Origin of the sequence: Rhizobium binxianense, assembly GCF_028994275.1 — a bacterium.
In the GTDB taxonomy this organism is placed as follows: domain Bacteria; phylum Pseudomonadota; class Alphaproteobacteria; order Rhizobiales; family Rhizobiaceae; genus Rhizobium; species Rhizobium binxianense.
Genome location: NZ_CP118713.1, coordinates 2687798 through 2713982 on the forward strand (window position 1 = coordinate 2687798; position 26185 = coordinate 2713982).

Here is a 26185-nt window from a genome sequence, read left to right on the forward strand (position 1 = left end):
AAATGGCGCCCCGGAGAAGCGATCAGCCTTTCCGGCAGGTGCAGGGCTCATAGGCCCGCGCCGTCAGCCGTCCGGGCCTCATACCGATCATCGCCGGTATGGCGTGAACAGCATTGGCCTTGACCGCCTTCGCCATCTCGATCGCCGCGGCCGCGCAGACAGCGGCATCCTCGGCGGCGTTGTGGTGCACGAAACGCAAGCCGAGATGCTCGGCAATCAGGTTCAGCCGGTGTGAGAGGAAGTGCGGCCAGATCCGCTGCGCCATCTTCAGGCTGCAGAGATAGGTGAGTTCCGGATAGGATTGCCGATAGTGATCGAGGCTCGCCCGCCAGACGCTGAAATCGAAGGCGGCATTATGCGCGATCATCGTCGCGCCGCTGATATCCTCGTGGAATTCGTCCATCACCTCGGGAAACTCCGGCGCATCCTCGACATGCTCCGGCCGGATGCCGTGGATCGCAATGTTCATCCCGGAAAAGCGCATCTCCCGCGGCCGGATCAGCCGTTCCTCGACACGCGTGACCCTGCCCTCCTCGATCCAGGCAAGCCCAACCGAACAAGCGCTGCCGCGCTGCTCATTGGCTGTCTCGAAATCGATGGCGATGGTCTTCAAGGGCAAATATCCGAATCGTCTGCCCCTACCGAAATAATCATAGCCGAATGCAAAGGCAAATTCCGGCCTGTTGACATCTGCACGCAAATGGGGAAGCTTTTATGCATGATCAACTCAGTGACATCAACCATGCATCATATCGCCACGACCCTTCCAGGGTACGCGGGAGCGATGGTGCGTCACTAGCCGTCCGATCATCCCGAAAACCCTGCCGAGGCGAGCAGGGTTTTCGGAAACCAGCTCTCCTCCTGAAACCCAAGGAGGGCATCCCATGTCTGAAAACGAAGAGAACGAAGCTCGCGGCCGAGCGCGCCTGCCGGATGGCGTCCTCGTGCGCGCCGTCCGCCTTTCCGATGCGGAGGAAATCACCGATCTCATAAATCTTCCAGGCTACCGGGCCGGCACCTTGCGGCCGCCCTACCAGCGGGTCGAGGAGGTTCGCAAGCACATGGAAAATCCCTCTCCCGGCGCGCTTAACCTCGTCGTCACCCAAAATGGCAAGATCGTCGGCAATGGCGGTCTCAATCGCCTTTCCGGCCGCCGGCAGCACGTCGCCAGCATCGGCATGGGTGTGCATGACGACTTCACCGGCCGCGGCTTCGGACGCATCCTGCTCGGCGCGATGGTCGACGCCGCCGATGACTGGCTCGATATCAAACGACTGGAACTGACCGTCTATACCGACAACGATGTCGCCATCGGCCTCTACCGGAAATTCGGCTTCGAACAGGAAGGCCTGATGAAGGCCTTCGGCTTTCGATCAGGGGAGTATGTCGACGCCTATACGATGGCGCGGCTCAGACTATGAGCGAGCGGGAGGCTGGCGGTCCGCCGTCAGCCCCTCACCCGCTGATCAGCGCCAGCCACTCGTCCTCATCCATCGTCTGCACGCCGAGCTCGCGCGCCTTGTCGAGCTTGGAGCCGGCGCCGGGGCCGGCAACGACGATGTCGGTCTTTTTCGAGACCGATCCCGCCACCTTGGCGCCGAGGCTTTCGGCCCTCGCCTTCGCCTCGTCGCGGGTGAATTTTTCCAGCGAGCCGGTGAACACCACGGTCTTGCCGGCGACCGGGCTGCCTGCCGTCACCGGCTGTTCGGCCTCCTCAGGCGTCACCGAGGCGAGCAGCCGGGTGATCACCTCGACATTGCGCGGCTCCTTGTAGAATTCGACCATGGCACGCGCGACAACCTCGCCAATGCCGTCGATGGCGTTGAGATCGTTCCACGCATCACCGGCAAGCGTCTCGGCCTCCCGCATCCCGGCTTCGAAGGCCGCATAGGTGCCATAGGAGCGCGCCAGCAGCTTCGCCGTGGTCTCGCCAACATGGCGGATGCCGAGCGCGTAGATGAAGCGGTGGAGCGCAATGCTGCGCCGTTCGTTGATCGCCGCATAGAGCTTGCCGACGCTGACCTTGCCGAAGCCGTCGATATTCTCCAGCTTGGTCAGCGATTGCTGCTGGCGCTTCTCCAGCGTGAAGATATCGGGCGCGGTGCGGATCTGCAGCGACGGATCCTCATTTTCGAAGAAGAAGTCGATCTGCTTCGAGCCCAGCCCCTCGATATCGAAGGCGTTGCGCGAGACGAAGTGCTTCAGATGCTCGGTCGCCTGCGCCCGGCAGATGAAGCCGCCGGTGCAGCGACGCACCGAATCCATCTTGCCGGTCTTCTCGTTGACCTCGCGCACCGCATGCGAACCGCAGACCGGGCATGTCTTCGGAAACTCGTATGAGCCGGCGTCGGCGGCGCGTTTTTCCATCACCACGTCAAGGATCTGCGGAATGACGTCGCCGGCGCGCTGGACGATGACGGTATCGCCTTCGCGGATATCGTGGTCCTCCGGCCGGATGCGCTCACCACTATTGCCGATACCCTTGATGTAATCCTCGTTGTGCAGCGTCGCATTGGTGACGACGACGCCGCCGACCGTGATCGGCTTCAGCCGCGCCACCGGCGTCAACGCTCCGGTGCGGCCAACCTGGATCTCGATCTTCTCGACCTCGGTGAAGGCCTGCTCTGCCGGGAACTTATGCGCGGTTGCCCAGCGCGGCGAACGCGAGCGGAAGCCGAGGCGCTGCTGCAGTTCGAGACTGTCGACTTTGTAGACGACGCCGTCGATGTCGTAGTCGAGATCCGGACGCTCGAGGCCAATCTCGTCATAATGCGCCAGGATATCGGCGACCGAGTTCAACCGCTTCATCAGCGGATTGACCGGAAAACCCCAATCCTTAAAGGTCTGCACCATGGCGAACTGTGTGTCGGCGGGCATGTCAGACATCTCGCCCCAGGCATAGGCGAAAAATTTCAGCTTGCGGCTCGCCGTCACCTTGGCGTCGAGCTGGCGCAGCGAGCCGGCGGCCGTATTGCGCGGGTTGACATAGGTCTGCTTGCCTTCCGCCTCCATCTGCCGGTTCAGCGCCAGGAAGTCGCTTTTGGCCATATAGACCTCGCCGCGGATCTCCACGACCGCGGGCAGGCCCTTCGGCAGCTCGTTGGGGATCTCGGCGATGGTGCGGATGTTGGCGGTGACATTCTCCCCCGTCGTGCCGTCGCCGCGCGTCGCAGCCGTCATCAGCCTGCCGTTCTCGTAACGGATCGACATCGACAGACCGTCGATCTTCGGCTCGGCGGTAAAGGCGATCGACTGATCCGGCAGACGGCCGAGGAAACGATAGACGCCGGCGACGAAATCCTGCACGTCCTCCTGCGAGAAGGTGTTGTCGAGCGACAGCATCGGCCGCGCATGGACGACCGGCGAGAAGGTGACGGAAGGCGCGGCACCGACACGCCGCGACGGGCTGTCCTCACGGATAAGCTCGGGAAACCGCACTTCCAGCGCATCGTTGCGGCGCTTCAGCGCGTCGTAATCGGCATCCGAAATCTCCGGCTGGTCCTTGCCGTGGTAGAGCGCATCGTGATGCGCGATCTCCCTTGCCAGCCGTTCGAGCTCGGCGGCAGCCTCTTCGATCGTCAACGTGTCGACGGCGGAACCTTCGGTGGACATGGAACAGCACTCCAGAGAATCTGGCCAGAAATCTGCATTGTTTTTAGAGCAAAATCACCGGATGAAAAGAGAGGCCGCGCATGCCCTATCGAGAAGATTGGCCAATCGGCCTATTCCCAATCGTGCGCATTGCGCAGCCGGATGCCGCTGACATGGAGGCCGGTGTCCCAGAGGCTCTTCAGCGGCCACAGGCTGTCGACCGCTCTGAGCTCCACGCCACGCGGGGCAAATTCCCGATCGAGCTGTGACATGGCAATATGTTCTAGCGGCGCCACTGTCTTTCGGGCCACCCACATGCCTGCATCGCCGAGATCTTCGAAACCCTCGACAGGCAACTCGTAGCGATGGATCGTCTCCGCTTCCAGCCTTTCCACCCAATGACGCTCGACATAAGCAGCGGCCCGGCAATCGCCGAGCCAGCGCCAACGCTCCGTCTCCGGCGTCTCGGGGATCGCCCAGATCAAGATCCGCGGGCAGTCACGGGGAAAGAGATACATGAAGTCATGGTCGCCATCGATCGCCCAAACGAGCGGACCGTTCAGCCATTCCCGGCCCGTTGGGCGCATCGACGGCACGCGAACCGGGCGCGGTTCGAACACCGCAATGTCGGGATCATCGCTGAAATGGAAAAGGCGCATGGCAACGGATCGTCGCGGATCGGAATGTTACCGATAGCGCAAAGCGAGACGCTCGTCACCGCCGTCGGCCTGACCGACAGCTCAATTGCGATCAACCGTTGCCGGCCAGCAGCCGCTTCGCCGCCGCCCTCGCCTCTTCGGTTACCGAAGCCCCGGCCAGCATGCGGGCGATCTCTTCGGTGCGATCCTTGTGCGCCATCGTCGCCACGCGCGTGGCGATCTTTTCGGATCCCTCGGCCGCCGGTCCCTTGGAAATCAACAGATGCGTCGCCGCCCGGGCCGCCACCTGCGGCGCATGCGTGACCGAAAGCACCTGCACCCGCTCCGACAGCCGCTTTAGCCGCTGGCCGATCGCATCGGCCACCGCGCCGCCGACGCCGGTATCGATTTCATCGAAGACGAGCGTCGGGGCCGATCCGCGATCGGCGAGCGCCACCTTCAGCGCCAGCAGGAAACGCGACAGTTCGCCGCCGGAAGCAACCTTCATGATCGAGCCCGGCCGCGTGCCCGGATTGGTCTGGACATGGAACTCGACGACGTCGATGCCTTCGGCGAGCGCCTCCTGCGCATCCGTGGTGATCTCGACCATGAAACGGGCGCGTTCGAGCTTCAGCGCCGGCAGCTCGGTCATGACGGCCGCAGCCAGCGCGGTGCCGGCGTGATGGCGCTTGTCGGAGAGCGAACGCGCCGCCGCATCGTAATTTTCCCGCGCCAGGCCGACCTCGGCTTCAAGCCGCGCAAGCCTCTCCTCGCCCGCGTCGAGATCTGCAAGATCGGCGATCATGCGGACGGCAAGCGCCGGCAGTTCGGTGACGGGCACGGAATATTTGCGCGAGGCGGCCCTGAGCGCAAAAAGCCGCTCCTCCACCCGTTCCAGTTCTCTCGGATCATATTCGGTCTTCCGCAGTGCTGCCTCGACTTCCATCTGCGCATTGGAAAGCTGGTCGAGCGCGGCATCAAGCAGCATCACAGTGTCTTCGAGCAATCCCGGCGCCTCATGGCTCTTGCGCTCCAGGCGGCGCACCAGCGAGGCTATGTGGGGCACCGGCGAGGCATTGCCGTTCAGGAATTCGGAGGCCTCGGCGATATCACCGGCAATTCGCTCGGCCTTCATCATTTTCTGTCTGCGGTCAGCGAGTTCGTCCTCCTCGCCATCCTGCGGCGAGAGCTTCTCGAGCTCCTCGACGGATGAACGCAGGTAGTCGGCTTCTCGCGCCGCGCTTTCTACTTTCTCGCGGTGCTTCTTCAGCGTCCGCTCGCTGTCGCGCCACAGGCGATAGAGCCGAGAGACCTCCGAAACCTCGTTGGCAAGGCCGGCGAAGGCATCGAGCAGAGTGCGGTGGGCATTGGTGTCGACCAGGGCGCGATCGTCGTGCTGGCCGTGGATTTCGACCAGCATCTGACCGGCTTGGCGCATCAGCTGCACGCTGACCGGCTGGTCGTTGACATAGGCCTTGGTGCGCCCGTCCGCCGATTGCTGGCGGCGGAAGATCAGGTCGCCTTCGTCGTCGATGCCGTTTTCACGCAGGAGCGCGCGAGCGCCGTGGTCCATGCCGACGTCGAACACCGCCGTCACCTGACCCTTGTCCTCGCCGTGGCGCACCAGATCACCGTCTCCGCGCCCGCCGAGCGCCAGCGACAGGCTGTCGAGCAGGATGGATTTGCCCGCCCCGGTCTCGCCCGTCAGCACGGAAAGTCCGGTCTCGAAGGCAAGATCCAGCCGCTCGATCAGGACGATATCGCGGATCGAAAGCTGGATCAGCATTGGACTTATGAACCGAGAAGGAGTTTCTTGCCTGCCGCAGCGATCCACGAGCCCTTGTTTTCCCGCGGCTCGGCGCCACCGGTCTGCAGCAGCTTGTAGGAATCGGCATACCACTGGCTGTCGGGATAATTGTGACCGAGGACGGCGGCCGCCGTTTGGGCCTCGTCGACGATGCCCATCGCGTAATAAGCCTCGACGAGACGTGCCAAGGCCTCTTCGATCTGGTTCGTGTTCGGATATTTCTCGACGACGATGCGGAAGCGCGAGATCGCGGCGAGATATTCCTTCCGCTCCATGTAGTAGCGGCCGATCTGCATTTCCTTGCCGGCGAGCTGGTCGCGCGCGAAGCGGATTTTGGCCTGCGCGTCGTCGACATATTCGGAGTTCGGATAATTGTCGATGACGGCCTGCATCGCCTCGATCGTCTTGGCCGAGGCGCGCTGGTCCTGCGTCACGTCGACGATCTGCTTGGAATAGGTGAGACCGATGAGATACTGCACATAGGCGGCATCCTGGGACTTCGGATATTGCGACATGTAGCGGTTGCCTGATGCAAGCGCATCGTCCAGGCGGCCCTGGCGGTACTTGACGAAGGTGCTCATCACAAGCGCCTTGCGCGCCCATTCGGAGAACGGGTTCTCGCGGTCGATCGCGTCGAACTTGCGCGCTGCTTCCGCCATGTTGCCGGCCTTCATATTGGCAAGGCCCTGGGTGTAGAGCACGTCAGGCGGATCGGTTTCGAGGCCGAGCTTGGTGATGTCGATATCGGGGTCCGACTGGCAACCGGATATCGAGGCGCCTGCGCTGAGCACCAGAAGCGATGCGAACAAAGCACGCGCTGTCTTCATCATACCTTCAGATCCTGCATAACCCATTCGAAAGAACCCCACTGCCGCCGCTCGCTCCACAGCAGCCACGCCTCGCTGGCGTTTCTAGCCACAAATGTGTATCAAGAGCAACGCAATGATAAGGCATTAACGCATTTTTGTGGCAGCAGCCGCCAGAATGACCGGCTTTTCCTCTTCTCTCCAATCTGTGGCAGCTAAGCAACTGCGGTAAAACACCTATCGTCGCAGACTGGGGCCGACATAAAAAAACCGCCTCCGGGAAAGAGGCGGCCTGGTCTTGAGAATAGGCTGGAGGTCATGCCGACCAGGGAGCGAATTCCGAAGCGCTGACTGCGATCAGTTCGCGGGCAGCGACGCGCTGGCGCGGCGTCGACGTCTCCACGACCTCGTAGGCCGAGGGATCGGCGAGCAGCGCCTTCAGCGCATTGGCATTCATCTTGTGGCCGCCGCGATAGGAGCGGTAGCAGCCGATGAACTGGGCGCCGGCAAGCGACAGATCGCCGACGGCATCGAGCGTCTTGTGACGGACGAACTCGTCCTTGGCGTAACGCAGCCCCTCGATATTGATGACGGTGTTGTCGTCCGAAATGACGACGGAGTTTTCGAGCGAGGAGCCGAGCGCGTGGCCAGAGGCCCAGAGACGCTCGACATCGCGCATGAAACCGAAGGTGCGGGCGCGGGAAAGCTCGGTCTTGAAGACGGAAGCGCTCATGTCTCCGGCCCACTTCTGCCGACCGATCAGCGGGCAGTCGAAATCGATCTCGACTTCGAAGCGCGTACCGTCATAGGGACGGAATTCGCTCCAGGAGCCGCCCTGCTCGATGCGCACCGGTTTGGTGATACGGATATAGCGGCGCTTGACGCCGAGCGAAACGAGACCGACCTGCTCGATCGCCTCGACGAAGGGCAACGAACTGCCGTCCATGATCGGCATTTCGGCGCCCTGCACCTCGATCACCACATTGTCGAGGCCGAGCGCATAGATGGCGGCCATGACATGTTCGATCGTCGCGACCGAATGGGCGGGCGAGAAGCCGAGCACGGTGCAGAGGTCGGTATTGCCGACCTGCGAGGAGACGGCCTTGAGTTCGGTGATGTCGCCATTGTCATGCAGGCGCTGGAAAACGACGCCGGTGTCCGATTCGGCTGGGTTCAGGGTGATCGAGACTTCTGCGCCCGAATGAACTCCCGTGCCCGTGAGCGTCACGGGACGCGATACCGTCGTTTGAAAACCCAGCAAGCCAATTGCCATAAATTCTGCCTTTATCTTCCGCACCGGCGGTCTGTCCGATCGGCACGGTCATCATTCATTCTGCACAAGGAGCCTGTCGAAAGGTCTCGTAGTGCAGTTTCCTTGCACAATACTTACGTGCGCCGGCGCTCCAATCCAAATCACTGTTTCTTTCGCTTTGTTACGAAGTCAGGCGATTGAAATCGCTCGCGAATCACAAACTGAAAAACAGCAATGCCCGGGACCTTGATCCCGGGCATGAACGGTGCTGAAGCAGCCCCTCAATTCGACTGGCGGCGCAGGAATGCCGGGATTTCCAGCTGGTCGTCTTCCTGCGTCATCCGGGCCTGCGGAACCGCCCGGCCCTGGTCGTCGAGGTTGCCGCGACGTGGTGCGTAGAGGCTTGCCTCCGGCGACAGCGGACGGCGCTGCTGCGAAGCGGCCGGCGGTGCTGCCGTCATGTCGGCGGCAACCGCGTCGTCGTCGCGACGGCCGAGCGAATTGGTGATTCGCTTCAGCAGGCCCATCGGACCGCGCTCTTCCCCCGCATGCGCGGAGGCCGGTTGCGTGCGGTGGTCGAGTTCGGCCTGAACGACCGGCGGGAAATCCTCGACCTTCGGCATGCGCATCGGTTCGGGCGCCTGGCGGATGATCGGCTCCTGCCGGACCGGCTGCTGCTGGACGGGCTGGCTGACGACCGGTTGGCTCATGACCGGCTGGCTCATGACGGGCGCGGGAGCCTGCTGCTGCACCGGTGCCTGACGGATGATCGGAGCTTCCGGTGCAGGCGCGAAGATCTTGCTCTGCGGACGGAAGGTTTCCTGCTGTGCCACCGGCTGCTGCAGTGGTGCAGCAGCACGCGGGGCCGGGATTTCAAGCTCGCGTTCCATCTCGGCTGCGCGGATGGTCTGCGCGATCGGATCCATGGCCTTCGGTGCCTGCATCACGGGCGCAGGCTGAACTGCGGCCGCTGCCGGAGCAACAGCCGCGGAAGGACGGATAGCAGGCTTTGCGGCCGGCTGGAAGTTGCGCTCGGCGGCTTCGTTCATCGCCCGATCGATGCCGGTGGCGACGACCGAGACGCGGATGATGCCTTCAAGCGATTCGTCGAAGGTGGCGCCGAGGATGATGTTGGCGTCGGGATCGACTTCTTCGCGGATGCGGGTCGCGGCTTCGTCGACTTCGAAGAGGGTGAGGTCGCGACCGCCGGTGATGGAGATCAGCAACCCTTGAGCGCCCTTCATCGAAGTCTCGTCGAGCAGCGGGTTGGCGATTGCAGCCTCGGCGGCCTGCAGCGCGCGGCCGGAGCCCGAGGCTTCGCCGGTGCCCATCATCGCGCGGCCCATTTCGCGCATCACCGAGCGGACGTCGGCGAAGTCGAGATTGATGAGACCTTCCTTCACCATCAGGTCGGTGATGCAGGCAACGCCCGAATAGAGAACCTGGTCGGCCATCGCGAAGGCATCGGCGAAGGTCGTCTTGTCGTTGGCAATGCGGAAAAGGTTCTGGTTCGGAATGACGATCAGCGTATCGACAGACTTCTGCAGTTCCTGGATGCCCATCTCGGCCAGGCGCATGCGGCGCCCGCCTTCGAAATGGAACGGCTTGGTGACGACGCCGACCGTCAGGATGCCCTTGTTGCGGGCGGCCTGCGCGACGACGGGCGCAGCGCCGGTGCCGGTGCCGCCGCCCATGCCGGCGGTGACGAAGCACATATGCGTGCCGTTCAGGTGATCGACGATCTCATCGATGCATTCTTCGGCTGCCGCGCGACCGACTTCCGGCTGCGAACCTGCGCCGAGGCCTTCGGTGACATTGACGCCGAGCTGGATGATGCGCTCGGCCTTCGTCATCGTCAGCGCCTGCGCATCCGTGTTGGCGACGACGAAGTCGACGCCCTGGAGACCGGCGGTGATCATGTTGTTGACGGCGTTGCCGCCACCGCCGCCAACGCCGAATACGGTGATGCGCGGCTTCAGCTCTGTGATGTCAGGCTTTTGCAGCTTGATGGTCATGGTACCTGTTCCTTCTCTCTCTGGCCGCATCGCCACGCCGGCCAATCACTCAATTTCAGAAGCTTTCCTTCAGCCACTGGCCCATCCGGGCTATGCGGCTGTTATTTCCTCCAAGCGACATGAGCAGACCGCTCTGTGACGCATGTGTCTCCATGTCCGCAACCTGCGGATAGATCATCAGGCCGACGGCCGTCGAAAAGGCCGGGCCCTTGGCCGCCGTCGGCAGTCCCGAGACGCCCATCGGGCGGCCGATGCGGACGTTGCGGGCAAGAATGCGCCGCGCCACATCGGCAAGGCCGGTCAGTTGGCTGGCTCCGCCGGTCAGTACGACGCGCTTGCCGACGATCGGGCTGAAGCCGGAGCGCTGGATGCGGTCGCGGATCAGTTCCATCGTCTCTTCGATTCGGGCCGACACGATGCGCGAAACCAGCGCCCGCGGCACCTGCGACGGCTGGTCGCGATCATCCTCGCCGATCGGCGGGATCGAGATCAGTTCGCGCTCGTCGGAGGAATTCGAAAGCGCTGTCGCATGCACGACCTTCAGCCGCTCGGCATCCTCGATGCGGGTCGAAAGGCCGCGCGCCAGATCGGTGGTCACGTGATGGCCGCCGAGGCCGACGGCATCGGTATGAACGAGCTTGCCTTCGGCAAAGACCGAGATCGTCGTCGTGCCGCCGCCCATGTCGATCGCCGCGCAGCCGAGCTCGACCTCGTCGTCGACGAGCGCCGCAAGGCCGGATGCGTAGGGCGTCGCAACAATGCCCTCGACCGACAGATGCGCGCGGTTGACGCTGAGTTCGAGGTTCTTCAGCGCCGAGCGCTCCGCCGTGACGACATGCATGTCGACGCCGAGCGCATCGCCGTACATTGCCAGCGGATCGCGGATGCCGCGCTCGCCGTCGAGCGAGAAACCCGTCGCCAGCGAATGCAGCACCGAACGGTCCTGCCGCAGCGACTGCTGGCAGGCTGCCGACAGCACCTTCTTGAGATCGTTGAGCTCGACTTCCTGGCCGCCGAGATCGATCGTCGCGGTATAGATGTCGCTGCCGAGACGGCCGGCCGTCAGATTGACGATCAGGCTCTCGACGGTCAGCCCGGCCATGCGTTCGGCCGCGTCGACGGCCAGCCGAATGACGCCTTCCAGCGCGTCGAGATCGGCAATGACGCCGGTCTTGATGCCGCGGGATCGCTGGTGGCCGATACCGATGATCTCGATATTGTGCGTTCGGCCCGGCAGGATCTGGCTTTCCTCGCGCGGCGTCAGCCGGCCGATCATGCAGACGACCTTGGTCGAGCCGATGTCGAGCACCGAAACGACATGCGACCGCTTCGACGAAAGCGGCTTCAGGCGCGGCAATCCGAAATGGGATGAACCGAACAAGCTCATATATTCTGCCCCGCCTTCTTCAATTCCTTGGTACGCTCCGTCACAGCCGTCTGCCGGCGGACCGCCGCTTCCGGCGTCAGCTGGATCGCGGTTCTGTCGGACAGCCTGAGATCCACCGCAGCAATGTCCCGCTCCAGGAGCTGGTGCTCCTTGTCGAACTTCGAAAGCGTCGCCAGCGCCTGGTCGATACCGTCTTCCGGCAGCTTGACGACGACGCCGTTATCCATGTGCAGGTCCCAGCGGCGGCCGGATATCCAGACATAGGCCTTCACCCGGGCCTTCACGTCGGGCCACTTGGAGAAGGCGTCGTCGAGTGACGCCGCCGCCGTTTCCGCATCACGGCCGACCACCAGCGGCAGCGCCGAAAACTTGTTGTCGCGCAGCGGCGCAATGACGCTGCCGTTCTTTTCGATCAGCGAAAGCTCCTGCCCGTGCTGCCAGATGGCATAGGCCTGACGCTCCTTCAGCTTCACCTCGATCGTCTTCGGATAGACCTTGCGAACCTCGACGCTTTCGACCCAGGGGAGATGCGCAATCTTCCGGCGGGCGGCATCGACGTCGAGGGCAACCAGCGAGGTCGTGCCATCGAGGCCAATCAGCTGCAGGATTTCGATTTCGGAAGTCTCCGAATTGCCGGAGACCTTCACGTCCTCGATCGCAAAGCCCGCCGCCGTTGTCGTCGCCTGCGCGACGGCTTCCGTGTGGCCGCCGAGCGACATGCCGTAGAGCCCAGTCGCAGCCAGAAAGGCAAGCGCCGAAACCGTGCCCGTATGGGCGGGGATGTAGATGCGGCCGCTGCCAAGGCTGATCAGGAAGCGGGTGACGCGGCGCAACGGACGCGGCAGCACGAACCGCTCTTCGGCTTCCATCATCGGAAGCGCGGCATGACGGCTGGGACGCCCTATCTTCTTGACCGTCAACGCAAACAAGACGCGTCCTCCACCATCCACCGGAGAAACTCACCAAAGGAATAGCCGGCATGACCGGCCATTTCGGGCACAAGCGAGGTTGGAGTCATACCGGGCTGGGTATTGACCTCCAGCCAGATGATTTCGCCGTCTTCGGAGAAACGATCGTCGTAACGAAAGTCGGACCGACTGACGCCGCGACAACCGATTGCCTGATGCGCCCTTAGGGCCAATGTTTGTATTTTTTGGTAAATATTCGGTGAAATTTTCGCCGGGATGACGTGTTTTGAACCGCCCGCCGCATACTTGGAGTCGTAATCATAAAAATTGTGGCCCTGCGGCACCACCTCGGTGACGCCGAGCGCAGTCTCGCCCATGACGCCGCAGGTGAGTTCGCGGCCGTAAACATAGCGCTCGACGAGCACCTCCTCGCCGTAATGCCACTCGGGGGAGCTGACGACCTGCGGCGGATGCGCCTGATCTTCCGTGACGATGACGACGCCGAAGCTTGAGCCCTCACGCACCGGCTTCACTACATAGGGCGGCATCATCGGATGCGCCGAGGGAAAAGCGAAACGATTGATGACCTGTGATTCGGCGACCGGAATGCCGGCAGCTGCAGCAACGAGCTTCGCCTTGTCCTTGTCCATCGCCAGTGCCGAGGCAAGCACGCCCGAGTGCGTATAGGGGATTTCGAGATATTCGAGGATCCCCTGGATCGTGCCGTCCTCACCGAAGGGCCCATGAAGTGCATTGAAGACCACATCCGGCTTCAGCGCGGCGAGCCTCTCGGAAACGTCGCGCGCCACGTCAATGCACGTCACTTCGAAGCCTTCCGCTTCGAGGGCCTCTGCGCAAGCCTTTCCCGAGGAAAGGCTGACCGGCCGTTCCGAGGAAAACCCGCCCATCAGGACAGCGACGCGCTTGCGACTCATCAACACCCCCAAAAATAACTTCCATTCTCGAAATCGACGCTTGCGCCAAGCTGTCGGCGCCGTTTCCGGCCTTTGTCCGACCTGCAAACATTAGAGCACCATTATGGTTAATGAAGTGTTTACTTTCGTTAACTTCCTCTTGCCGCGTCCTTGATTTTTTAACTTTCGCTTCTTCGGACTGCAGGGGCGAAGGTGCCTGCCGATCCATTGACACAGAAAAGCCCGCGCCGAAAAACCGCGCGGGCCCAATGGGATAGGTCGATGTCTTGTAGTCAGTCTGCGTCGTCGAGGAATTTCCACACGAGTCCGCCGAGCGCCCCGCCCGCAAGCGGTGCAATCCAGAACAGCCAGAGCTGCTGCAATGCCCAGCCGCCGACGAAAAGCGCCTGGCCGGTGGAACGCGCCGGATTGACCGAGGTATTCGTCACAGGGATGGAAATGAGATGGATCAGTGTCAGCCCGAGGCCGATTGCAAGCGGCGCGAAGCCGGCAGGCACCCGGCTGCCGGTCGATCCCAGGATGATGATCAGGAAGAACATGGTCAGCAGCACTTCGATCAGCAGCGCCGAAAGCAGAGAATAACCGCCCGGCGAATGATCGCCATAGCCGTTGGCGGCAAAGCCGCCGAGTTCGAAACCCGCCTTGCCGCTGGCAATGAGATAGAGCAGCGCGGCCGCGGCGATGGCGCCGACGACCTGGACGACGATATAGGGAACGAGGCGCGCCCCAGGAAACCGTCCGGCAACCGTCAGACCGAGGGAGACGGCCGGGTTGAAATGACCGCCGGAAATGCCGCCCACGGCATAGGCCATGGTGAGCACGGTCAGGCCGAACGCAAGGGCCACACCCGTAAATCCTATCCCGAGCTCGGGATAGGCAGCCGCGAGCACGGCACTGCCGCATCCGCCGAAGACCAGCCAGAACGTGCCGAGAAACTCGGCAACTAGACTTTTTTGCATGCGCGCCCCTTAACCTCAACCAAGAGTTTAAATGAATCCGTTACAAATCGATTCCGGTCAAGCGCGCGGACATTGCTGCGGCAAGCTTCACGCAAGGATCGCGAAACGGGTGGAGATGCGGCGGATGCGGCGCGAGGAGACGTTTCTCAGACCTGAAATTGCGTTAAGACCTGCCAGCCTCAAGGCGATTCATAAAAATACTGACCATCGAATTCTTCGACTTCTACGTCTACGCGACGGCAGCCGTCCTCGTCTTTCCGCATCTCTTCTTCCCGGCAAGCGATTCGAACGCCGCAACGCTGCAGTCGCTGGTCACCTTCTCGATCGCCTTCTTCGCCCGCCCCATCGGCGCCGTGGTGTTCGGTCATTTCGGCGATCGCATCGGCCGCAAGGCGACGCTCGCCGCCGCGCTGATGACGATGGGGCTTTCGACCGTCCTGATCGGCATGCTGCCGGGCTATGATGCGATCGGCATCGCCGCGCCGCTATTGCTGGCGCTTTGCCGCTTCGGTCAGGGCCTCGGCCTCGGCGGCGAAGGGGGCGGCGCCGTCCTGCTCGCCACCGAAAATGCTCCCCCCGGCAAGCGCAGCTGGTACGCCATGTTCCCGCAGCTCGGCGCGCCGATCGGCTTCATCCTTTCCTCCGGCTTCTTCCTCATCCTGGCGGAAACGATGAGCAACGAGGATTTCCTCGACTACGGATGGCGCATTCCCTTCATCGCCAGCCTCGCCCTCGTCGCCGTCGGCCTCTATGTCCGTCTGAAGATCGCCGAGACGCCGGAATTCCGCAAAGCCGTCGAAAAGCACGAGCGCGTCGCCGTGCCGATCGAAGTCGTCTTTCGCGGTCATCTGCGGAGCCTGATCCTCGGCACCTTCATTGCCGTCGCGACCTTCGTGTTGTTCTACCTCATGACAGTCTTCACGCTCTCCTGGGGCACGACACCCCTGGAAAAGGGCGGGCTCGGTTATAGGATCTCTGCGTGGCCGGCATCATCGGTCGGCTTCACCCTCGTCGACAGCCATTATTTCTGCAGGTTGCTCCGTGCCGGGGAGCGGCTACCGCAACATTCCTTGAGGCTTTTCCCTGAACCGCAAGGACATGGATCTTTGCTCCTGCGCTGCAGGCGGCCGATCAGGGGGAGAATAACTGCGGTCGGCAAGAATGCGGCGACAAGAGTAAACAACTTGGCTGAAATGCCGGGAACGACGCGGCGACGGCCTGAGTTGAAACCGCTCCAGGCCCGCTCAGCGACATATTCAGCGTCCAGCTTGGGCAATATCTTGAAGAGAGCCGCCCGGTTGGCGCCGGCCTTTTCAAGGAATTCGGTGGATACCGGTCCTGGCGCCACACATGTCACGGTAACGCCAAAACGGCGCACTTCCTGATGGAGCGCGTCCGAAAAAGAGCGCACAAAACCCTTGCTTGCGTAATACAATGCCATGTACGGCCCGGGAACGAGACCCGCTATGGAGCCGAGATTGATCACTCCGCCACGTCCGCGCGCCAGCATTCCAGGCAGGAAGCGAAGGGTCATGTCGGTCAGGGCGCGTATATTGACATCGATAATCCCCATCTGATCTTTGACGGGGAGTAACGTTGCTGCGCCTCGCAGACCATACCCGGCACTGTTGACCAAGACGCCGCAGACCAAATCGTTGGCGATTAGAAAAGCCTCAAGGCGCGCCGACGCATCGGCCGCAAAGAGATCCAGCTGCAGCGTGAACGCCTCCCCGCCGGCCTGCTGTACGTCGACCGCCGCCGCGGCGAGGCCCTCAGGCGAACGCGCGACGAGTACGACGACATTGCGTTCACGTGCCGCAACCTTTGCGATTGCTCGTCCAATGCCACGGGAAGCACCAACCACGACGACAGCCAAACGGGGCTCACTGCGCGACGTCATTTCGATGTCCCTGCCGCCGACATGATGGCAGGGGTACCGCTCTGGGCGATGCGTGTTACTTCGTCCGCGACCTCGCCGTTCAAGATCCTTTCGAACCGTTCCAATGCCCGAGCGACATTCGCTCCATCCATGACCCTGTGGTCGTAGTGGATGCGGACAGCAACCGATCCATCCTTGCCGATTGGACCGTAGTTGAGAAGTGTGGTCAGTGGGGTAAGGGGGTTGAGGGACTCCGCTCCAAGGCCCGAATAGACGGACAATTGGAACGTGCCGAAATAGCGCGCACGCTTCCGCCCGATATTGAGCCCGAGCCACATGAGCAGCCACCTCACAGGGGCAGGTGCGCGAGCAAGCTTCAGAGAGCGCCGAAACTCTTTAATCTCCAGAACCGGAAGTGACCTCGCTGCGCGGATCAGCGTTTCCAGCTGGGAAATGGAGCGTTGCTCGGGACCTTTGATGATGCTCAGCAGAACGACCCTCTCTCCCTCATGCTCGCGCTCATGGGCAATAGAGGCCACACTGGCCGGATATTCATAGAGCTGCGGCCATGGAAACTTGATATAAGCGCGCCGCAATTCGGGAATTTCTTGAGAAAGCAGGGCGTATCCCTTCAAGAAAAGCACGGTCCAGGACGGCCGGGCATCCGGTCCGTCTCTGGCATCGAGGAGGGGCCGAAGGTTCATTTGCCGCTGGACCGTCACACGCGGTACCCCGATCGAGAATCTCATCAGATCTCCGACAAGTCGTCGCGATGCCGAGAGCTTGATCGTTCGTCCTCTCATCTTGCCACCTCTAGTAAAGATAAGGGATGATGCGCTTGGTTTTCGCCATATATGCGCGGTATTGCGGGCCGAAAACTTCCAACATCATACGTTCTTCCTTGTCCACCCTCAGGAAGAATAGAACGGCGAAGCCGATCAGGCCCGCCGTGCCTGCCACCCAGTTCGACAGCAGAAACGCTTGTGAGAGCCCCATCAGAAGGAACGACGTGTACATGGGGTGGCGGACAAGGGAGTACGGGCCAGCGCATATCAATTCGTGCTGCTGGCGGATCTCCAGCGTAATCGACCAGTTTCGTCCTAATTGCTTGTGGGTTCTTCGAAAGACCCACATTGCGGCGCAGAAGAATATTGCCCCGATCACGACGGCCCACAAATGAGGTGTATAGTCGGCGGCTTCAGGAATGCCGGTCGCGACGTAGAATCCCGGCACGATCGCAAGTCCGGCGAGAGCTGCCGCAAGCCCGACCACCTCAGAACCGGTGCGGCGGTTGCTGATAACAGGCACTCGCTTTGCGCGGCGCTCAAAAGGGTATCGAATGATGTACCATGCAACAATTCCGAGAACCCAGACGACCTCGCCGACGACGGCTGCTGATAAGTTCAAATCAAGTCACCAGAACCTTTCCATGATCCGCCTTCCGTGATCGCCAACGCGTATCTTGGATGCCCGCACGCAATCAACCTGTATTCATCTCCCGCAGGGTTGCAATGAATTGTTGCGGCCTTAGCCAAATGCCGGGCGCCTTATAACCCATGTGCCGTGCGATATCCGCCACAAAGGCATTGCAGTTATATACCGATGCCTCCCAGAGATGAGAGGTTGCCTGCAGTTTGCGTATATACGCAACTGTGTCGTTATATTCACTATCACTCAGCATCACACGCCAGCTTGCCGACCTGTACTGCTCTTCCAGGTCACCATCCGTAGCTCCGGTCGTGGCCGGAACCGGTATGAAGTGGCCGATTACATACTGGGCGGCATCGGGAGAAGCTGGGGCAAGCCCTGCGACTTCGGGATTGATCATATTTCCGTTTTTATCCGCCCGCCCAAAAACGACATAGGTGTGGCCGTAGGTCAGCGCATAGCGTGAGCGGAATTCGATGAAATACCGATTTGATTTGTTTTCAGCCGCATTGGTTGGAGCTACACCTCTGCCAGTCGACGTATAATGCGGTAAAGGCCTTTTGTCTTCTGTCTGGCATGACGATGCCACGACCGCCAACATAACAACTAGCGACCTACCGCCTCTTCCAAGCGCCATCACTAAGCTCCATATGCAGGCCCTGACGAATGGGAGCCCGACGTCAGCAATGCCACTCGTGCGCTGTGAGTTGCGAAGGAGCGCAAGCCTGGGGTTTATGGTGTAAGAAGCGGAAGGGTCTATGTGACCCTTCCTAAATATCAAACGCGATATGCTACTTGTAGACTGCTTCTGCCGGCGGTGGGGCTTTCCCCTTGCCTTTGCCAATCGACCCGCAAGCACTCAGATTGGCCACCGCAAACATTGCAACGATTACGATTAGAATTCTGCTCATCAGGAAGTCCTCTCTCCTCATCATGGGATAGCTTTTTGAGGGCTACACCTTACAGTTTAGCGACAATCAGCACCCTGGATAGGGCAGACATGATGCAACATGCAACGAATCTACATTAGCAGATACGTATTGTTATGACCAACCCAGCGATTGCAAATGGTAAACGCCGTCAGATGACAACCACGCGCGTGCCTACGCGTGCACGAGAGTAAAGGTCGAGGATGTTTGCGTTCGTCAAACGAATACACCCATTCGAAACTGCACGGCCTATCGACCAGGGGGCATTCGTTCCGTGCAACCGGAACAGGGTATCTTGTCCGCCTTGGTAGAGGTAGAGGGCCGCTGCACCGAGAGGGTTGAGTGGTCCTCCCGGTATTCCATCGGCATATTGGGCCAGCCGGGGCTTGCGCTGAATCATGTCACTGGTGGGTTTCCACGAAGGCCACTCTGCCTTATAGCCGATGGTGGCCTCGCCCTTGAAACTCAGCCCTTCCTCTCCGACCGCAACGCCATAGCGAGTCGCCTGTCCGCCAGCCTCCACGAAGTAAAGGTAGCGGCTCGCCGTATCGACGACGATCGTTCCGGGCGGTTCACTCCCCGTATACGCAACCTCTCGTCGTCGATAGCGGGGATCGAAATCAGGATCCATCGCAAACCCAAACCGGTAGCCCAGCGGCGGCCCATCGCCTGAAGTACATGCAGAAAGCATCAGAGCCAAGCTCCCCAGCACGAGCCCCCGGCGTGTAATATGGTGTTTGTCCATTCCCACCTGCCAAGTAATTCCGTCGATCCCGTTCATTCCAAATTAGAGTGCGACATCTTTTGACAAAGACACTCAACGCTGTGGAGGATGAGGTCGCAACACTGGCAACATCCGAAGCTGCGCAATACCATGCGCTTCTATTAATCCGGGAAACCCCTTGCATCAATAAACGCGCCGATCGAATATTAGCATAGCAATAAGGACAGAGACGATGAAGCTTTGCCTGGAGGGAAAAATCGCGATTGTGACGGGCGCAGGTTCCGGAATTGGTGCCACCGTTTCCCGACAACTCGCTGAGGAGGGTGCCGAGGTTGTTGTCGCCGATATCAATGCTCACGCAGCACGTACAATTGCCGCCGCAATCAGATCAGAGGGAAGCCTCGCCCGTGAATTTGTCGTTGATGTCAGTGACAGTGGGAGTGTGCAGAGACTTGTCGATTTTACCGTCGAGACATGTGGCGGCTTGGATCTGGCGGTCAACAATGCGGGAATCGATGGGGTGCGCGCAGCGGTCGCAGACTATCCGCTCGATCGTTGGCACGAGGTGATGAACGTCAATCTGAACAGCGTTTTCTATAGCATGAAGTCCGAAATTGGCGCGATGCTTAAGTTGGGTGGCGGCGCAATCGTGAATATGACTTCCACTCTCGGGTCCGTTGGATTACCCACCGCGGCGGCCTACACCGCAGCCAAGCACGGGGTTGTTGGACTGACGAAAGTCGCTGCGATGGAGTATGCGCGATTGGGTATCCGCATAAATGCCGTCGGTCCCGGCTGGATCGAAACGCCACTTTTGTCAGAGCACCTTGAAGCGGCGAGTTCGCGTCGCATGGCATCGCTTCAACCAATGGGCAGGCGTGGAAAACCGGAAGAGGTCGCGGCTCTTGTGTGTTTCCTCTTGTCCGAGCAGGCCAGTTTCATCACTGGGGCGCACTATTTGGTGGACGGGGCCTATACCGCTCACTGAAGAAGGGGCTGGGAAGTAGGCGGTGATTTCCAGACTACCTCCATTTTGCCTCATGCTGTGCTGCCGACTGGGGGACCGGTGTTCTGCCCCATATTGCGGTCTCTCCACTGAGCTGTGTCGGCTGTCGGGCCGCGAGAAATGAACAATAAGCCGAGACGGCTAGCGCATCGGCCCGAAAATCGGAATCGACTTTCGGGCCGATGCGTAGATTCAAAGTGCTAGAGCGTCCTTTGTGCGTCCGAAAGGACGCACGGCGCCCTAACGTCGCGGCTTTTTGATTGATGCCGTGAGCACTTCCGGTTAACCGGAGCACTCACGGTAGAACGGGGGAAAGATCATGCGATGCCTCATTACCGGCGCAGCCGGCTTTGTCGGTAGGCCTCTCGTCGAAAGACTGCATAGAGAACGGATATGCGAGCTTGCGGTGACGACGCGATCTGCAACCGCCAGCTTCCCGGCATCTATGCGGCATTTCCCCATCGAGATAACAAGCGAAACCGATTGGACAGCAGCTCTCGAGGGTATTGATGTCATCGTCCATCTCGCCGCTCGTGTTCACATCATGAACGACCGCGCAGCCGATCCTCTTGCGGATTTTCGTCGGATCAACACCGCCGCCACGTTGAACCTCGCCGAGCAGGCCGCCCGCGCTGATGTAAAAAGGTTCGTCTTCACCAGCAGCATCAAGGTCAATGGCGAGGAGAACGATAGGCCCTTCCGGCACGACGATACGCCAATGCCGATCGATCCCTATGGCATCTCGAAGCTGGAAACTGAAATCGGGCTACATGAAATCGCCGCCCGAACAGGCATGGAGGTCGTCGTCATTCGCCCGCCGCTCGTCTATGGACCCGGTGCGAGGGGCAACTTTGCTCTGCTCGTCGGACTTGTCCGGAAGAAGATACCGCTCCCTTTCGGGTCGTTGAAGAACCGCCGAACACTGGTCGCGCTTCCAAATCTCGTCGATCTGATCATCACCGGGATGAAGCATCCCGGGGCAGCCGGCGAGACCCTTCTCGCAGGTGATGGAGAAGATCTTTCGACGCCAGGGCTTATTGAAGGGATTGCCGCGGGGCTGGGTGTCAAACCGATCCTGCTCCCCTTCCCCCCCGCCTTGTTGCAGATGGGCGCGAGAGTCACGGGAAAGGACGCTGTCTACCAACGTCTTTGTGGCTCCCTCCAGGTCGACATATCCCAAGCGCGCGACGTTCTCGGCTGGTCGCCCATCGTCACGCCGCGCGAAGGTCTGAAGCTGGCCGTGAAGTAAACTTTATTCGCTTGTGACGCCGTGGAACGGGCGCACTTCGCGGCCTGGCATGAAGACGCCGAGGCGCTTGATTTCCCATTCGAGCTTGATGCCCTCTTTTTCGAAGACCTCGCGGCGCACCTGTTCGCCGAGATATTCGAGATCGTAGCCGGTCGCCTGCCCCATGTTGATCATGAAGTTGCAGTGAAGCGACGACATCTGCGCACCGCCGATGACGAGGCCGCGGCAGTCTGCCTCGTCGATCAGCTTCCAGGCCGAATGGCCCGCCGGATTCTTGAAGGTCGAGCCGCCGGTCTTTTCGCGAATCGGCTGCACCGTCTCGCGGTGATTGCGAACGGCATCCATCTCGGCGCGGATCTGGGCGCGCTCTTCCGGATAACCCTCGAACAGCACCGAGGTGAAGATCAGGTCGGCGGGTGCTGCGGAATGCCGGTAGGAATAGCCCATCTCGGCATTGGAAAGCACATGCTTGTTGCCCTGGCGGTCGACCGCGTTGACCTCGATCAACCGCTCGCGCGTCTCTACGCCGTTCGCCCCGGCATTCATGCGCGCCGCGCCGCCGATGCTGCCCGGAATACCGTAGAAGAAATGAAAGCCGCCGATGCCGTTATCCATCGCCATCGCCGCCACATGTTTATCGGGGCAGATGGTACCGGCCAGGATGCGGTTTTCGCCGGCAAGCTCGACGAAGCCGAACCCCTTGGCCGACAGGCGCAGCACGACGCCGGGAATCCCGCCGTCGCGCACCAGGATGTTGGAGCCGACGCCGACCACCGTCAGCGGCACCTCTTCCGGCAAGATCTTCAGGAAGGCGACGAGATCGTCGATGTCATGTGGCTGGAACATCAGCTCGGCCAGGCCGCCGGCCCTGAACCAGGTAACACGGTCCATGGGGGCATCCGGCGTGATACGGCCGCGGATATCCTTTACACCGTCTCCGAGAGACGCGAGAAGCTTTTCCCCATTCACCTGTTTCATGCGGACTTTCCCGATAGGCCTTCCAGTTGCTTGGGCAGCGCCGCTGCCCAGGATGTGATGCTCCCAGCCCCCAACAGAACCACGAAATCACCAGGCTTTGCAACCTCCGCGACCATCTGCGGCAAAAGTTCCGCCGAGGTGAGAAAACGGGCGTCGCGATGGCCGCCGGATTTGATCCGCGAGACGAGTGAGACGGAATCGATGCCTTCGATCGGATCTTCGCCCGCCGCATAGACCGGCGCCAGGAAAATGCTGTCGGCATCGTTGAAGCAGGCGGCGAATTCCTCGAACAGGCTGGCAAGGCGGCTATAGCGGTGCGGCTGATGGACCGCGATGATCCGGCCCTTGCAGGCTTCGCGGGCAGCGCGCAGCACCGCCTTGATCTCGACGGGGTGGTGGCCGTAATCGTCGAAGATCTGCACCCCGTTCCATTCGCCGGTCAGCGTGAAACGACGCTTGACGCCGCCGAAGGAGGCAAGCCCTTTGGCGATATCCGCATTCGATATGCCGAGCCGGTTGGCAACGGCGATCGCCGCCGTCGCGTTGGAAATATTATGGCGGCCGGGCATCGGCATGACCAGCCCTTTGAGCTCGATCACCTGGCCGGTGCGGCGGCGGCGGATTGCGACATCGAAGATCGAGCGCGTGCCGTCGATGCGCACATTGGTGAAGCGTACGTCGGCCTGCGGGTTCTCGCCGTAGGTGATGATCTTGCGATCCTCGATGCGGCCGACCAGCGACTGCACTTCGGGATGGTCGAGGCACATGACGCCGAAGCCGTAGAACGGCACGTTCTCAACGAACTGCCGGAAGGCGGCGCGCACCGCATCGAAATTGCCATAATGGTCGAGATGCTCGGGGTCGATATTGGTGATGACGGCGACATCAGCCGGAAGCTTCAGGAAGGTACCGTCCGATTCGTCGGCCTCGACCACCATCCACTCGCCCTCGCCCATTCGGGCATTGGTGCCGTAGGCGTTGATGATGCCGCCGTTGATGACGGTCGGGTCAAGCCCGCCGGCTTCGAGCAGTGTGGCGACCAGCGAAGTGGTCGTCGTCTTGCCATGCGTACCGCCGATGGCGATTGCATTGCGGAAGCGCATCAGCTCGGCGAGCATCTCGGCGCGGCGCACCACCGGCAGCAACTTTTCGCGCGCGGCGATCAGCTCCGGATTGCTCTTCTTGATCGCCGTCGAGACAACGACGACTTCGGCATCACCCAGGTTTTCCGCCCGGTGGCCGACGAACACCTCGATGCCCTTGTCGCGCAGGCGCTGGACATTGGCGCTGTCGGCCTGGTCCGATCCCTGCACCTTGTGGCCGAGATTGTGCAACACCTCGGCGATACCGCTCATGCCGATGCCGCCAATGCCGATGAAATGGACGAGACCGATCGCCTTCGGCAGTTTCATGCGCGTGTCCTCTTGAATTCCGCTATTGTCCGTTTGGCGGCAATAGCCTCAACCATGTCGGCAAGCAAGTTCGCGGCATCGGGTTTCCCGGCGAGTTTCGCAGCCGCTGCCATATGTGCAAGCTTTTCCGGGTCGTTCATGACGGCCGTCAGGATCGCTGCGATCTTCTCCGGCGAAAGCTCCGACTGGGCGATCACCTTGGCCCCGCCGGTGGCCGCCAGTGCCGCCGCATTGGCCGCCTGGTCGTGATCGAGAGCGTGGGGGTAAGGCACGAGCACTGCCGGCCGGCCGATGACGGAAATTTCCGAAACCGTCGAGGCGCCGGAACGGCAGATGACAAGGTGAGCTTTCGCCAGCCGCTCGGCCATGTCGGTGAAGAAGGGGGCGATATCGGCGCCCATCTCCAGTTTGGCGACACAGCCGCCGACCATTTCCATATCCTCGGGACGCACCTGCTGGGTGATGCGCAGGCGCAGGCGAAGCGCATCGTCGAGCAGACTGATCGCCGTCGGCAGCGCCTTGGAGAAATATTGCGCGCCCTGGCTGCCGCCGAAGACGACGAGATTGAAGGCTTCACCGGGATGCGACGGCGTGTAAGGCACCTCGGCGGCTGCGATGATCGCCGGGCGAACCGGGTTGCCCGTCGTTACCGTCTTCTCGGGAAAAGCGGCGCCGCCTTCCGGCAGGAAACCGCCGGCAATGCCTTGCACGCGGCTCGCCAAGGCCTTGTTGGCGCGGCCCATCACGGCATTCTGCTCATGGATCATCGAGGGCACGCCGAGCCGGGTGGCGGCAAGCAGCGGCGGCACGGTGGGATAACCGCCGAAACCGACGACGATGGCGGGTTTCAGCCGCTGGACCAGTTTCTTCGCCGCCCGCATGCCGCTCCAGAGCGTCCACAGCGAGCGGGCGACGGCAACCGGGTTCTTCGAACCGATCGTCGCCGACGGCACGACATGGATTTCCTCGGCCGGGAACTTGCCGGCATAACGCTCCGCCCGGCTGTCAGTGACGAGATGCACCGAATAGCCGCGCTCCTTCAGCTTGAAGGCGAGCGCCTCCGCTGGAAACACGTGGCCGCCGGTTCCCCCGGCGGCAAGCAGCACGATGCCTTTGCTCATGGTCCTTTACTCCGCCGGCATGCCGTGCGGGACGCGGAAAAGGCTCCGGTCCTGCGCACGTTTTTCCGGCCGATGGCGCGTCAGCGCCAGAATGAAGCCGGCGGTGACGCAGATCGCCACCATGGACGAGCCGCCGTAGGAAATCAGCGGCAGCGTCATGCCCTTTGCCGGCAGCAATTCGAGGTTGACGCCGATATTGATGATCGACTGGATGCCCATCTGCAGCACCAGGCCGGCGACCGCGAAGCGGTTGAAGTCGTTGCGCTCGCGATAGGCATGCGAGAGGCCACGCAGCACCAGCACGGTGAACAGCGCAACCAGCGCCATGCAGAAGACGATGCCGAACTCCTCGGCCGCGACCGAGAAGATGAAATCGGTATGCGCATCCGGAATAATGCGCTTGACGATGCCCTCGCCCGGTCCCTGGCCGAACCAGCTGCCGCGGATGATTGCCTCGCGCGCAGTGTCGATCTGGAACGTGTCGCCCTCGCCGGTCATGAACTTGTCTATTCGCAGCGCCACGTGCGGGAAGACGTAATAGGCGCTGAGCAGGCCGCCGGCGCCGCCGATGCCGAGCAGCATGATCCAGATCCACGGCATGCCGGCCATGAAGAACATCCCGCCCCAGACGGCCGTCGTCAAGATGGTCTGGCCGAGGTCCGGCTGCGCGACGAGAAGAGCGGCGACGATGGCAAAGAGGATGATGGCGAAGAGATTGCCGGGAATCTCCGGCTGGCGCGCATGTTCGGCAAACAGCCAGGCGCAGACCACGACGAAGGCGGGCTTCATGAATTCCGACGGCTGGATGGAAAGGCCGGCGATCCAGATCCAGCGCCTGCCGCCCTTGACCTCCTGGCCGACGAACAGCACCAGCACCATCATCGCAAGCGAGATGATCAAAAGCAGGATCGCGGTTCGCCGCACCTGGCGCGGCGTCAGGAACGACAGCCCGAGCATGACGGTGATCGAAGGGATCATGAAGGCTGCGTGGCGTTTGACGAAGTGGAAGGGCTCAAGCCCGATGCGCTCGGCAACGGCTGGAGACGCAGCAAACGACAGCATGAAGCCGATGCCCATCAGGAAGATGAACATCGCCAGGAAGAAGCGGTCGATGGTCCAGAACCAATCGGCCAGAGGCCCACGTTCCGCGCGGCTTACCAT

Annotated in this window: 24 protein-coding genes and 1 pseudogene; 4 read left to right on the top strand and 21 right to left on the bottom strand. The window is 61.4% G+C overall.

The window, feature by feature from the left end; all coding sequences use genetic code 11:
* Positions 1-22: 22 nt before the first annotated feature.
* On the bottom strand, positions 23-613 hold the full coding sequence (locus tag PO860_RS13325) for a 3'-5' exonuclease (RefSeq protein ID WP_097620909.1): 591 nt from the start codon (positions 611-613) through the stop codon (positions 23-25).
* A 271-nt stretch (positions 614-884) separates the two neighbouring features.
* Between PO860_RS13325 and PO860_RS13330 the strand changes: the two genes are divergently transcribed.
* Positions 885-1421, top strand: a complete 537-nt coding sequence (locus PO860_RS13330) for a GNAT family N-acetyltransferase (RefSeq protein WP_183608206.1) — start codon at positions 885-887, stop codon at positions 1419-1421.
* A gap of 34 nt (positions 1422-1455) precedes the next feature.
* On the opposite strand, the gene ligA is transcribed toward PO860_RS13330, so the two are convergent.
* The 10 genes from ligA to aqpZ all read right to left on the bottom strand — a co-directional run bounded on the left by ligA (position 1456) and on the right by aqpZ (position 14298).
* Positions 1456-3612, bottom strand: a complete 2157-nt coding sequence (gene ligA, locus PO860_RS13335; RefSeq protein WP_273884237.1) for an NAD-dependent DNA ligase LigA — start codon at positions 3610-3612, stop codon at positions 1456-1458.
* Between the two features lie 110 nt (positions 3613-3722).
* The gene (locus PO860_RS13340) at positions 3723-4250 is read right to left on the bottom strand and encodes a DUF6886 family protein (protein WP_183608204.1); all 528 of its coding nucleotides are present in this window, start codon (positions 4248-4250) and stop codon (positions 3723-3725) included.
* A 91-nt stretch (positions 4251-4341) separates the two neighbouring features.
* Positions 4342-6015 carry a DNA repair protein RecN gene (gene recN, locus PO860_RS13345; RefSeq protein ID WP_273884238.1) on the bottom strand — a complete coding sequence of 558 codons (1674 nt, stop codon included), beginning with the start codon at positions 6013-6015 and terminating at the stop codon, positions 4342-4344.
* A gap of 5 nt (positions 6016-6020) precedes the next feature.
* Complete coding sequence (locus PO860_RS13350) at positions 6021-6890, bottom strand: outer membrane protein assembly factor BamD (RefSeq protein WP_183608202.1); 870 nt, start codon at positions 6888-6890, stop codon at positions 6021-6023.
* A gap of 268 nt (positions 6891-7158) precedes the next feature.
* The gene (gene lpxC, locus PO860_RS13355; RefSeq protein ID WP_183608201.1) at positions 7159-8115 is read right to left on the bottom strand and encodes a UDP-3-O-acyl-N-acetylglucosamine deacetylase; all 957 of its coding nucleotides are present in this window, start codon (positions 8113-8115) and stop codon (positions 7159-7161) included.
* Between the two features lie 260 nt (positions 8116-8375).
* Entirely contained in the window at positions 8376-10109 is a 1734-nt protein-coding gene (gene ftsZ, locus PO860_RS13360; protein WP_183608200.1) for a cell division protein FtsZ, read from the bottom strand.
* A 55-nt stretch (positions 10110-10164) separates the two neighbouring features.
* Entirely contained in the window at positions 10165-11496 is a 1332-nt protein-coding gene (gene ftsA / locus PO860_RS13365; RefSeq protein WP_003565034.1) for a cell division protein FtsA, read from the bottom strand.
* Complete coding sequence (locus tag PO860_RS13370; RefSeq protein WP_183608199.1) at positions 11493-12425, bottom strand: cell division protein FtsQ/DivIB; 933 nt, start codon at positions 12423-12425, stop codon at positions 11493-11495. The genes ftsA and PO860_RS13370 overlap by 4 nt, the downstream gene beginning before the upstream one ends.
* On the bottom strand, positions 12413-13339 hold the full coding sequence (locus PO860_RS13375) for a D-alanine--D-alanine ligase (RefSeq protein WP_273884358.1): 927 nt from the start codon (positions 13337-13339) through the stop codon (positions 12413-12415). The genes PO860_RS13370 and PO860_RS13375 overlap by 13 nt, the downstream gene beginning before the upstream one ends.
* Positions 13340-13611: 272 nt before the next feature.
* Positions 13612-14298, bottom strand: coding sequence for an aquaporin Z (gene aqpZ / locus PO860_RS13380; protein WP_275037874.1), 687 nt, complete (start codon positions 14296-14298; stop codon positions 13612-13614).
* A gap of 203 nt (positions 14299-14501) precedes the next feature.
* Here aqpZ and PO860_RS13385 point away from each other — a divergent pair.
* Positions 14502-15266 (top strand): annotated as a pseudogene (locus PO860_RS13385) (MFS transporter); the annotation flags it as partial.
* 53 nt (positions 15267-15319) lie between these two features.
* On the opposite strand, the gene PO860_RS13390 reads toward PO860_RS13385, so the two are convergent.
* The 6 genes from PO860_RS13390 to PO860_RS13415 form a co-directional block, all read right to left on the bottom strand.
* Positions 15320-16198 (bottom strand): SDR family NAD(P)-dependent oxidoreductase, encoded by an 879-nt coding sequence (locus tag PO860_RS13390; protein WP_183608197.1) that lies wholly within the window; start codon positions 16196-16198, stop codon positions 15320-15322.
* Positions 16195-16980: a hypothetical protein gene (locus tag PO860_RS13395; protein WP_183608196.1), complete on the bottom strand. Its 786-nt coding sequence runs from the start codon at positions 16978-16980 to the stop codon at positions 16195-16197. The genes PO860_RS13390 and PO860_RS13395 overlap by 4 nt, the downstream gene beginning before the upstream one ends.
* 10 nt (positions 16981-16990) lie before the next feature.
* Complete coding sequence (locus PO860_RS13400; RefSeq protein ID WP_183608195.1) at positions 16991-17584, bottom strand: protein-S-isoprenylcysteine O-methyltransferase; 594 nt, start codon at positions 17582-17584, stop codon at positions 16991-16993.
* Between the two features lie 73 nt (positions 17585-17657).
* Positions 17658-18242: a hypothetical protein gene (locus tag PO860_RS13405; RefSeq protein WP_272782102.1), complete on the bottom strand. Its 585-nt coding sequence runs from the start codon at positions 18240-18242 to the stop codon at positions 17658-17660.
* 154 nt (positions 18243-18396) lie between these two features.
* Complete coding sequence (locus PO860_RS13410; protein WP_018243378.1) at positions 18397-18516, bottom strand: hypothetical protein; 120 nt, start codon at positions 18514-18516, stop codon at positions 18397-18399.
* 169 nt (positions 18517-18685) lie between these two features.
* Positions 18686-19315, bottom strand: a complete 630-nt coding sequence (locus PO860_RS13415) for a L,D-transpeptidase (protein WP_409518673.1) — start codon at positions 19313-19315, stop codon at positions 18686-18688.
* Between the two features lie 175 nt (positions 19316-19490).
* Here PO860_RS13415 and PO860_RS13420 point away from each other — a divergent pair, with 175 nt between their 5' ends.
* The gene (locus PO860_RS13420; RefSeq protein WP_183608192.1) at positions 19491-20246 is read left to right on the top strand and encodes an SDR family NAD(P)-dependent oxidoreductase; all 756 of its coding nucleotides are present in this window, start codon (positions 19491-19493) and stop codon (positions 20244-20246) included.
* Positions 20247-20583: 337 nt separating this feature from the next.
* The gene (locus tag PO860_RS13425) at positions 20584-21513 is read left to right on the top strand and encodes a UDP-glucose 4-epimerase family protein (protein ID WP_273884240.1); all 930 of its coding nucleotides are present in this window, start codon (positions 20584-20586) and stop codon (positions 21511-21513) included.
* A 3-nt stretch (positions 21514-21516) separates the two neighbouring features.
* Here PO860_RS13425 and murB read toward each other — a convergent pair whose 3' ends face one another.
* The 4 genes from murB to ftsW are packed head-to-tail and all read right to left on the bottom strand — an operon-like array spanning position 21517 to position 26185.
* Positions 21517-22491: a UDP-N-acetylmuramate dehydrogenase gene (murB, locus tag PO860_RS13430; protein WP_183608190.1), complete on the bottom strand. Its 975-nt coding sequence runs from the start codon at positions 22489-22491 to the stop codon at positions 21517-21519.
* A complete protein-coding gene (gene murC / locus PO860_RS13435; protein ID WP_273884241.1) occupies positions 22488-23903 on the bottom strand; it encodes a UDP-N-acetylmuramate--L-alanine ligase in 1416 nt (471 codons plus the stop codon). The genes murB and murC overlap by 4 nt, the downstream gene beginning before the upstream one ends.
* Positions 23900-25024, bottom strand: a complete 1125-nt coding sequence (murG, locus tag PO860_RS13440) for an undecaprenyldiphospho-muramoylpentapeptide beta-N-acetylglucosaminyltransferase (RefSeq protein ID WP_183608188.1) — start codon at positions 25022-25024, stop codon at positions 23900-23902. Before murG ends, murC begins: the two co-directional genes overlap by 4 nt.
* A 6-nt stretch (positions 25025-25030) precedes the next feature.
* Complete coding sequence (gene ftsW, locus PO860_RS13445) at positions 25031-26185, bottom strand: putative lipid II flippase FtsW (RefSeq protein ID WP_097620895.1); 1155 nt, start codon at positions 26183-26185, stop codon at positions 25031-25033.

Bases quoted from the DNA above. Each gene is read 5' to 3' on its own strand.
- PO860_RS13330 (WP_183608206.1), top strand. From the start codon at position 885: ATGTCTGAAAACGAAGAGAACGAAGCTCGCGGCCGAGCGCGCCTGCCG.
- ligA (WP_273884237.1), bottom strand. From the start codon at position 3,612: ATGTCCACCGAAGGTTCCGCCGTCGACACGTTGACGATCGAAGAGGCT.
- PO860_RS13340 (WP_183608204.1), bottom strand. From the start codon at position 4,250: ATGCGCCTTTTCCATTTCAGCGATGATCCCGACATTGCGGTGTTCGAA.
- recN (WP_273884238.1), bottom strand. From the start codon at position 6,015: ATGCTGATCCAGCTTTCGATCCGCGATATCGTCCTGATCGAGCGGCTG.
- PO860_RS13350 (WP_183608202.1), bottom strand. From the start codon at position 6,890: ATGGGTTATGCAGGATCTGAAGGTATGATGAAGACAGCGCGTGCTTTG.
- lpxC (WP_183608201.1), bottom strand. From the start codon at position 8,115: ATGGCAATTGGCTTGCTGGGTTTTCAAACGACGGTATCGCGTCCCGTG.
- ftsZ (WP_183608200.1), bottom strand. From the start codon at position 10,109: ATGACCATCAAGCTGCAAAAGCCTGACATCACAGAGCTGAAGCCGCGC.
- ftsA (WP_003565034.1), bottom strand. From the start codon at position 11,496: ATGAGCTTGTTCGGTTCATCCCATTTCGGATTGCCGCGCCTGAAGCCG.
- PO860_RS13375 (WP_273884358.1), bottom strand. From the start codon at position 13,339: ATGAGTCGCAAGCGCGTCGCTGTCCTGATGGGCGGGTTTTCCTCGGAA.
- aqpZ (WP_275037874.1), bottom strand. From the start codon at position 14,298: ATGCAAAAAAGTCTAGTTGCCGAGTTTCTCGGCACGTTCTGGCTGGTC.
- PO860_RS13390 (WP_183608197.1), bottom strand. From the start codon at position 16,198: ATGACGTCGCGCAGTGAGCCCCGTTTGGCTGTCGTCGTGGTTGGTGCT.
- PO860_RS13395 (WP_183608196.1), bottom strand. From the start codon at position 16,980: ATGAGAGGACGAACGATCAAGCTCTCGGCATCGCGACGACTTGTCGGA.
- PO860_RS13405 (WP_272782102.1), bottom strand. From the start codon at position 18,242: ATGGCGCTTGGAAGAGGCGGTAGGTCGCTAGTTGTTATGTTGGCGGTC.
- PO860_RS13410 (WP_018243378.1), bottom strand. From the start codon at position 18,516: ATGAGCAGAATTCTAATCGTAATCGTTGCAATGTTTGCGGTGGCCAAT.
- PO860_RS13415 (WP_409518673.1), bottom strand. From the start codon at position 19,315: ATGAACGGGATCGACGGAATTACTTGGCAGGTGGGAATGGACAAACAC.
- PO860_RS13420 (WP_183608192.1), top strand. From the start codon at position 19,491: ATGAAGCTTTGCCTGGAGGGAAAAATCGCGATTGTGACGGGCGCAGGT.
- PO860_RS13425 (WP_273884240.1), top strand. From the start codon at position 20,584: ATGCGATGCCTCATTACCGGCGCAGCCGGCTTTGTCGGTAGGCCTCTC.
- murB (WP_183608190.1), bottom strand. From the start codon at position 22,491: ATGAAACAGGTGAATGGGGAAAAGCTTCTCGCGTCTCTCGGAGACGGT.
- murC (WP_273884241.1), bottom strand. From the start codon at position 23,903: ATGAAACTGCCGAAGGCGATCGGTCTCGTCCATTTCATCGGCATTGGC.
- murG (WP_183608188.1), bottom strand. From the start codon at position 25,024: ATGAGCAAAGGCATCGTGCTGCTTGCCGCCGGGGGAACCGGCGGCCAC.
- ftsW (WP_097620895.1), bottom strand. From the start codon at position 26,185: ATGGTAAGCCGCGCGGAACGTGGGCCTCTGGCCGATTGGTTCTGGACC.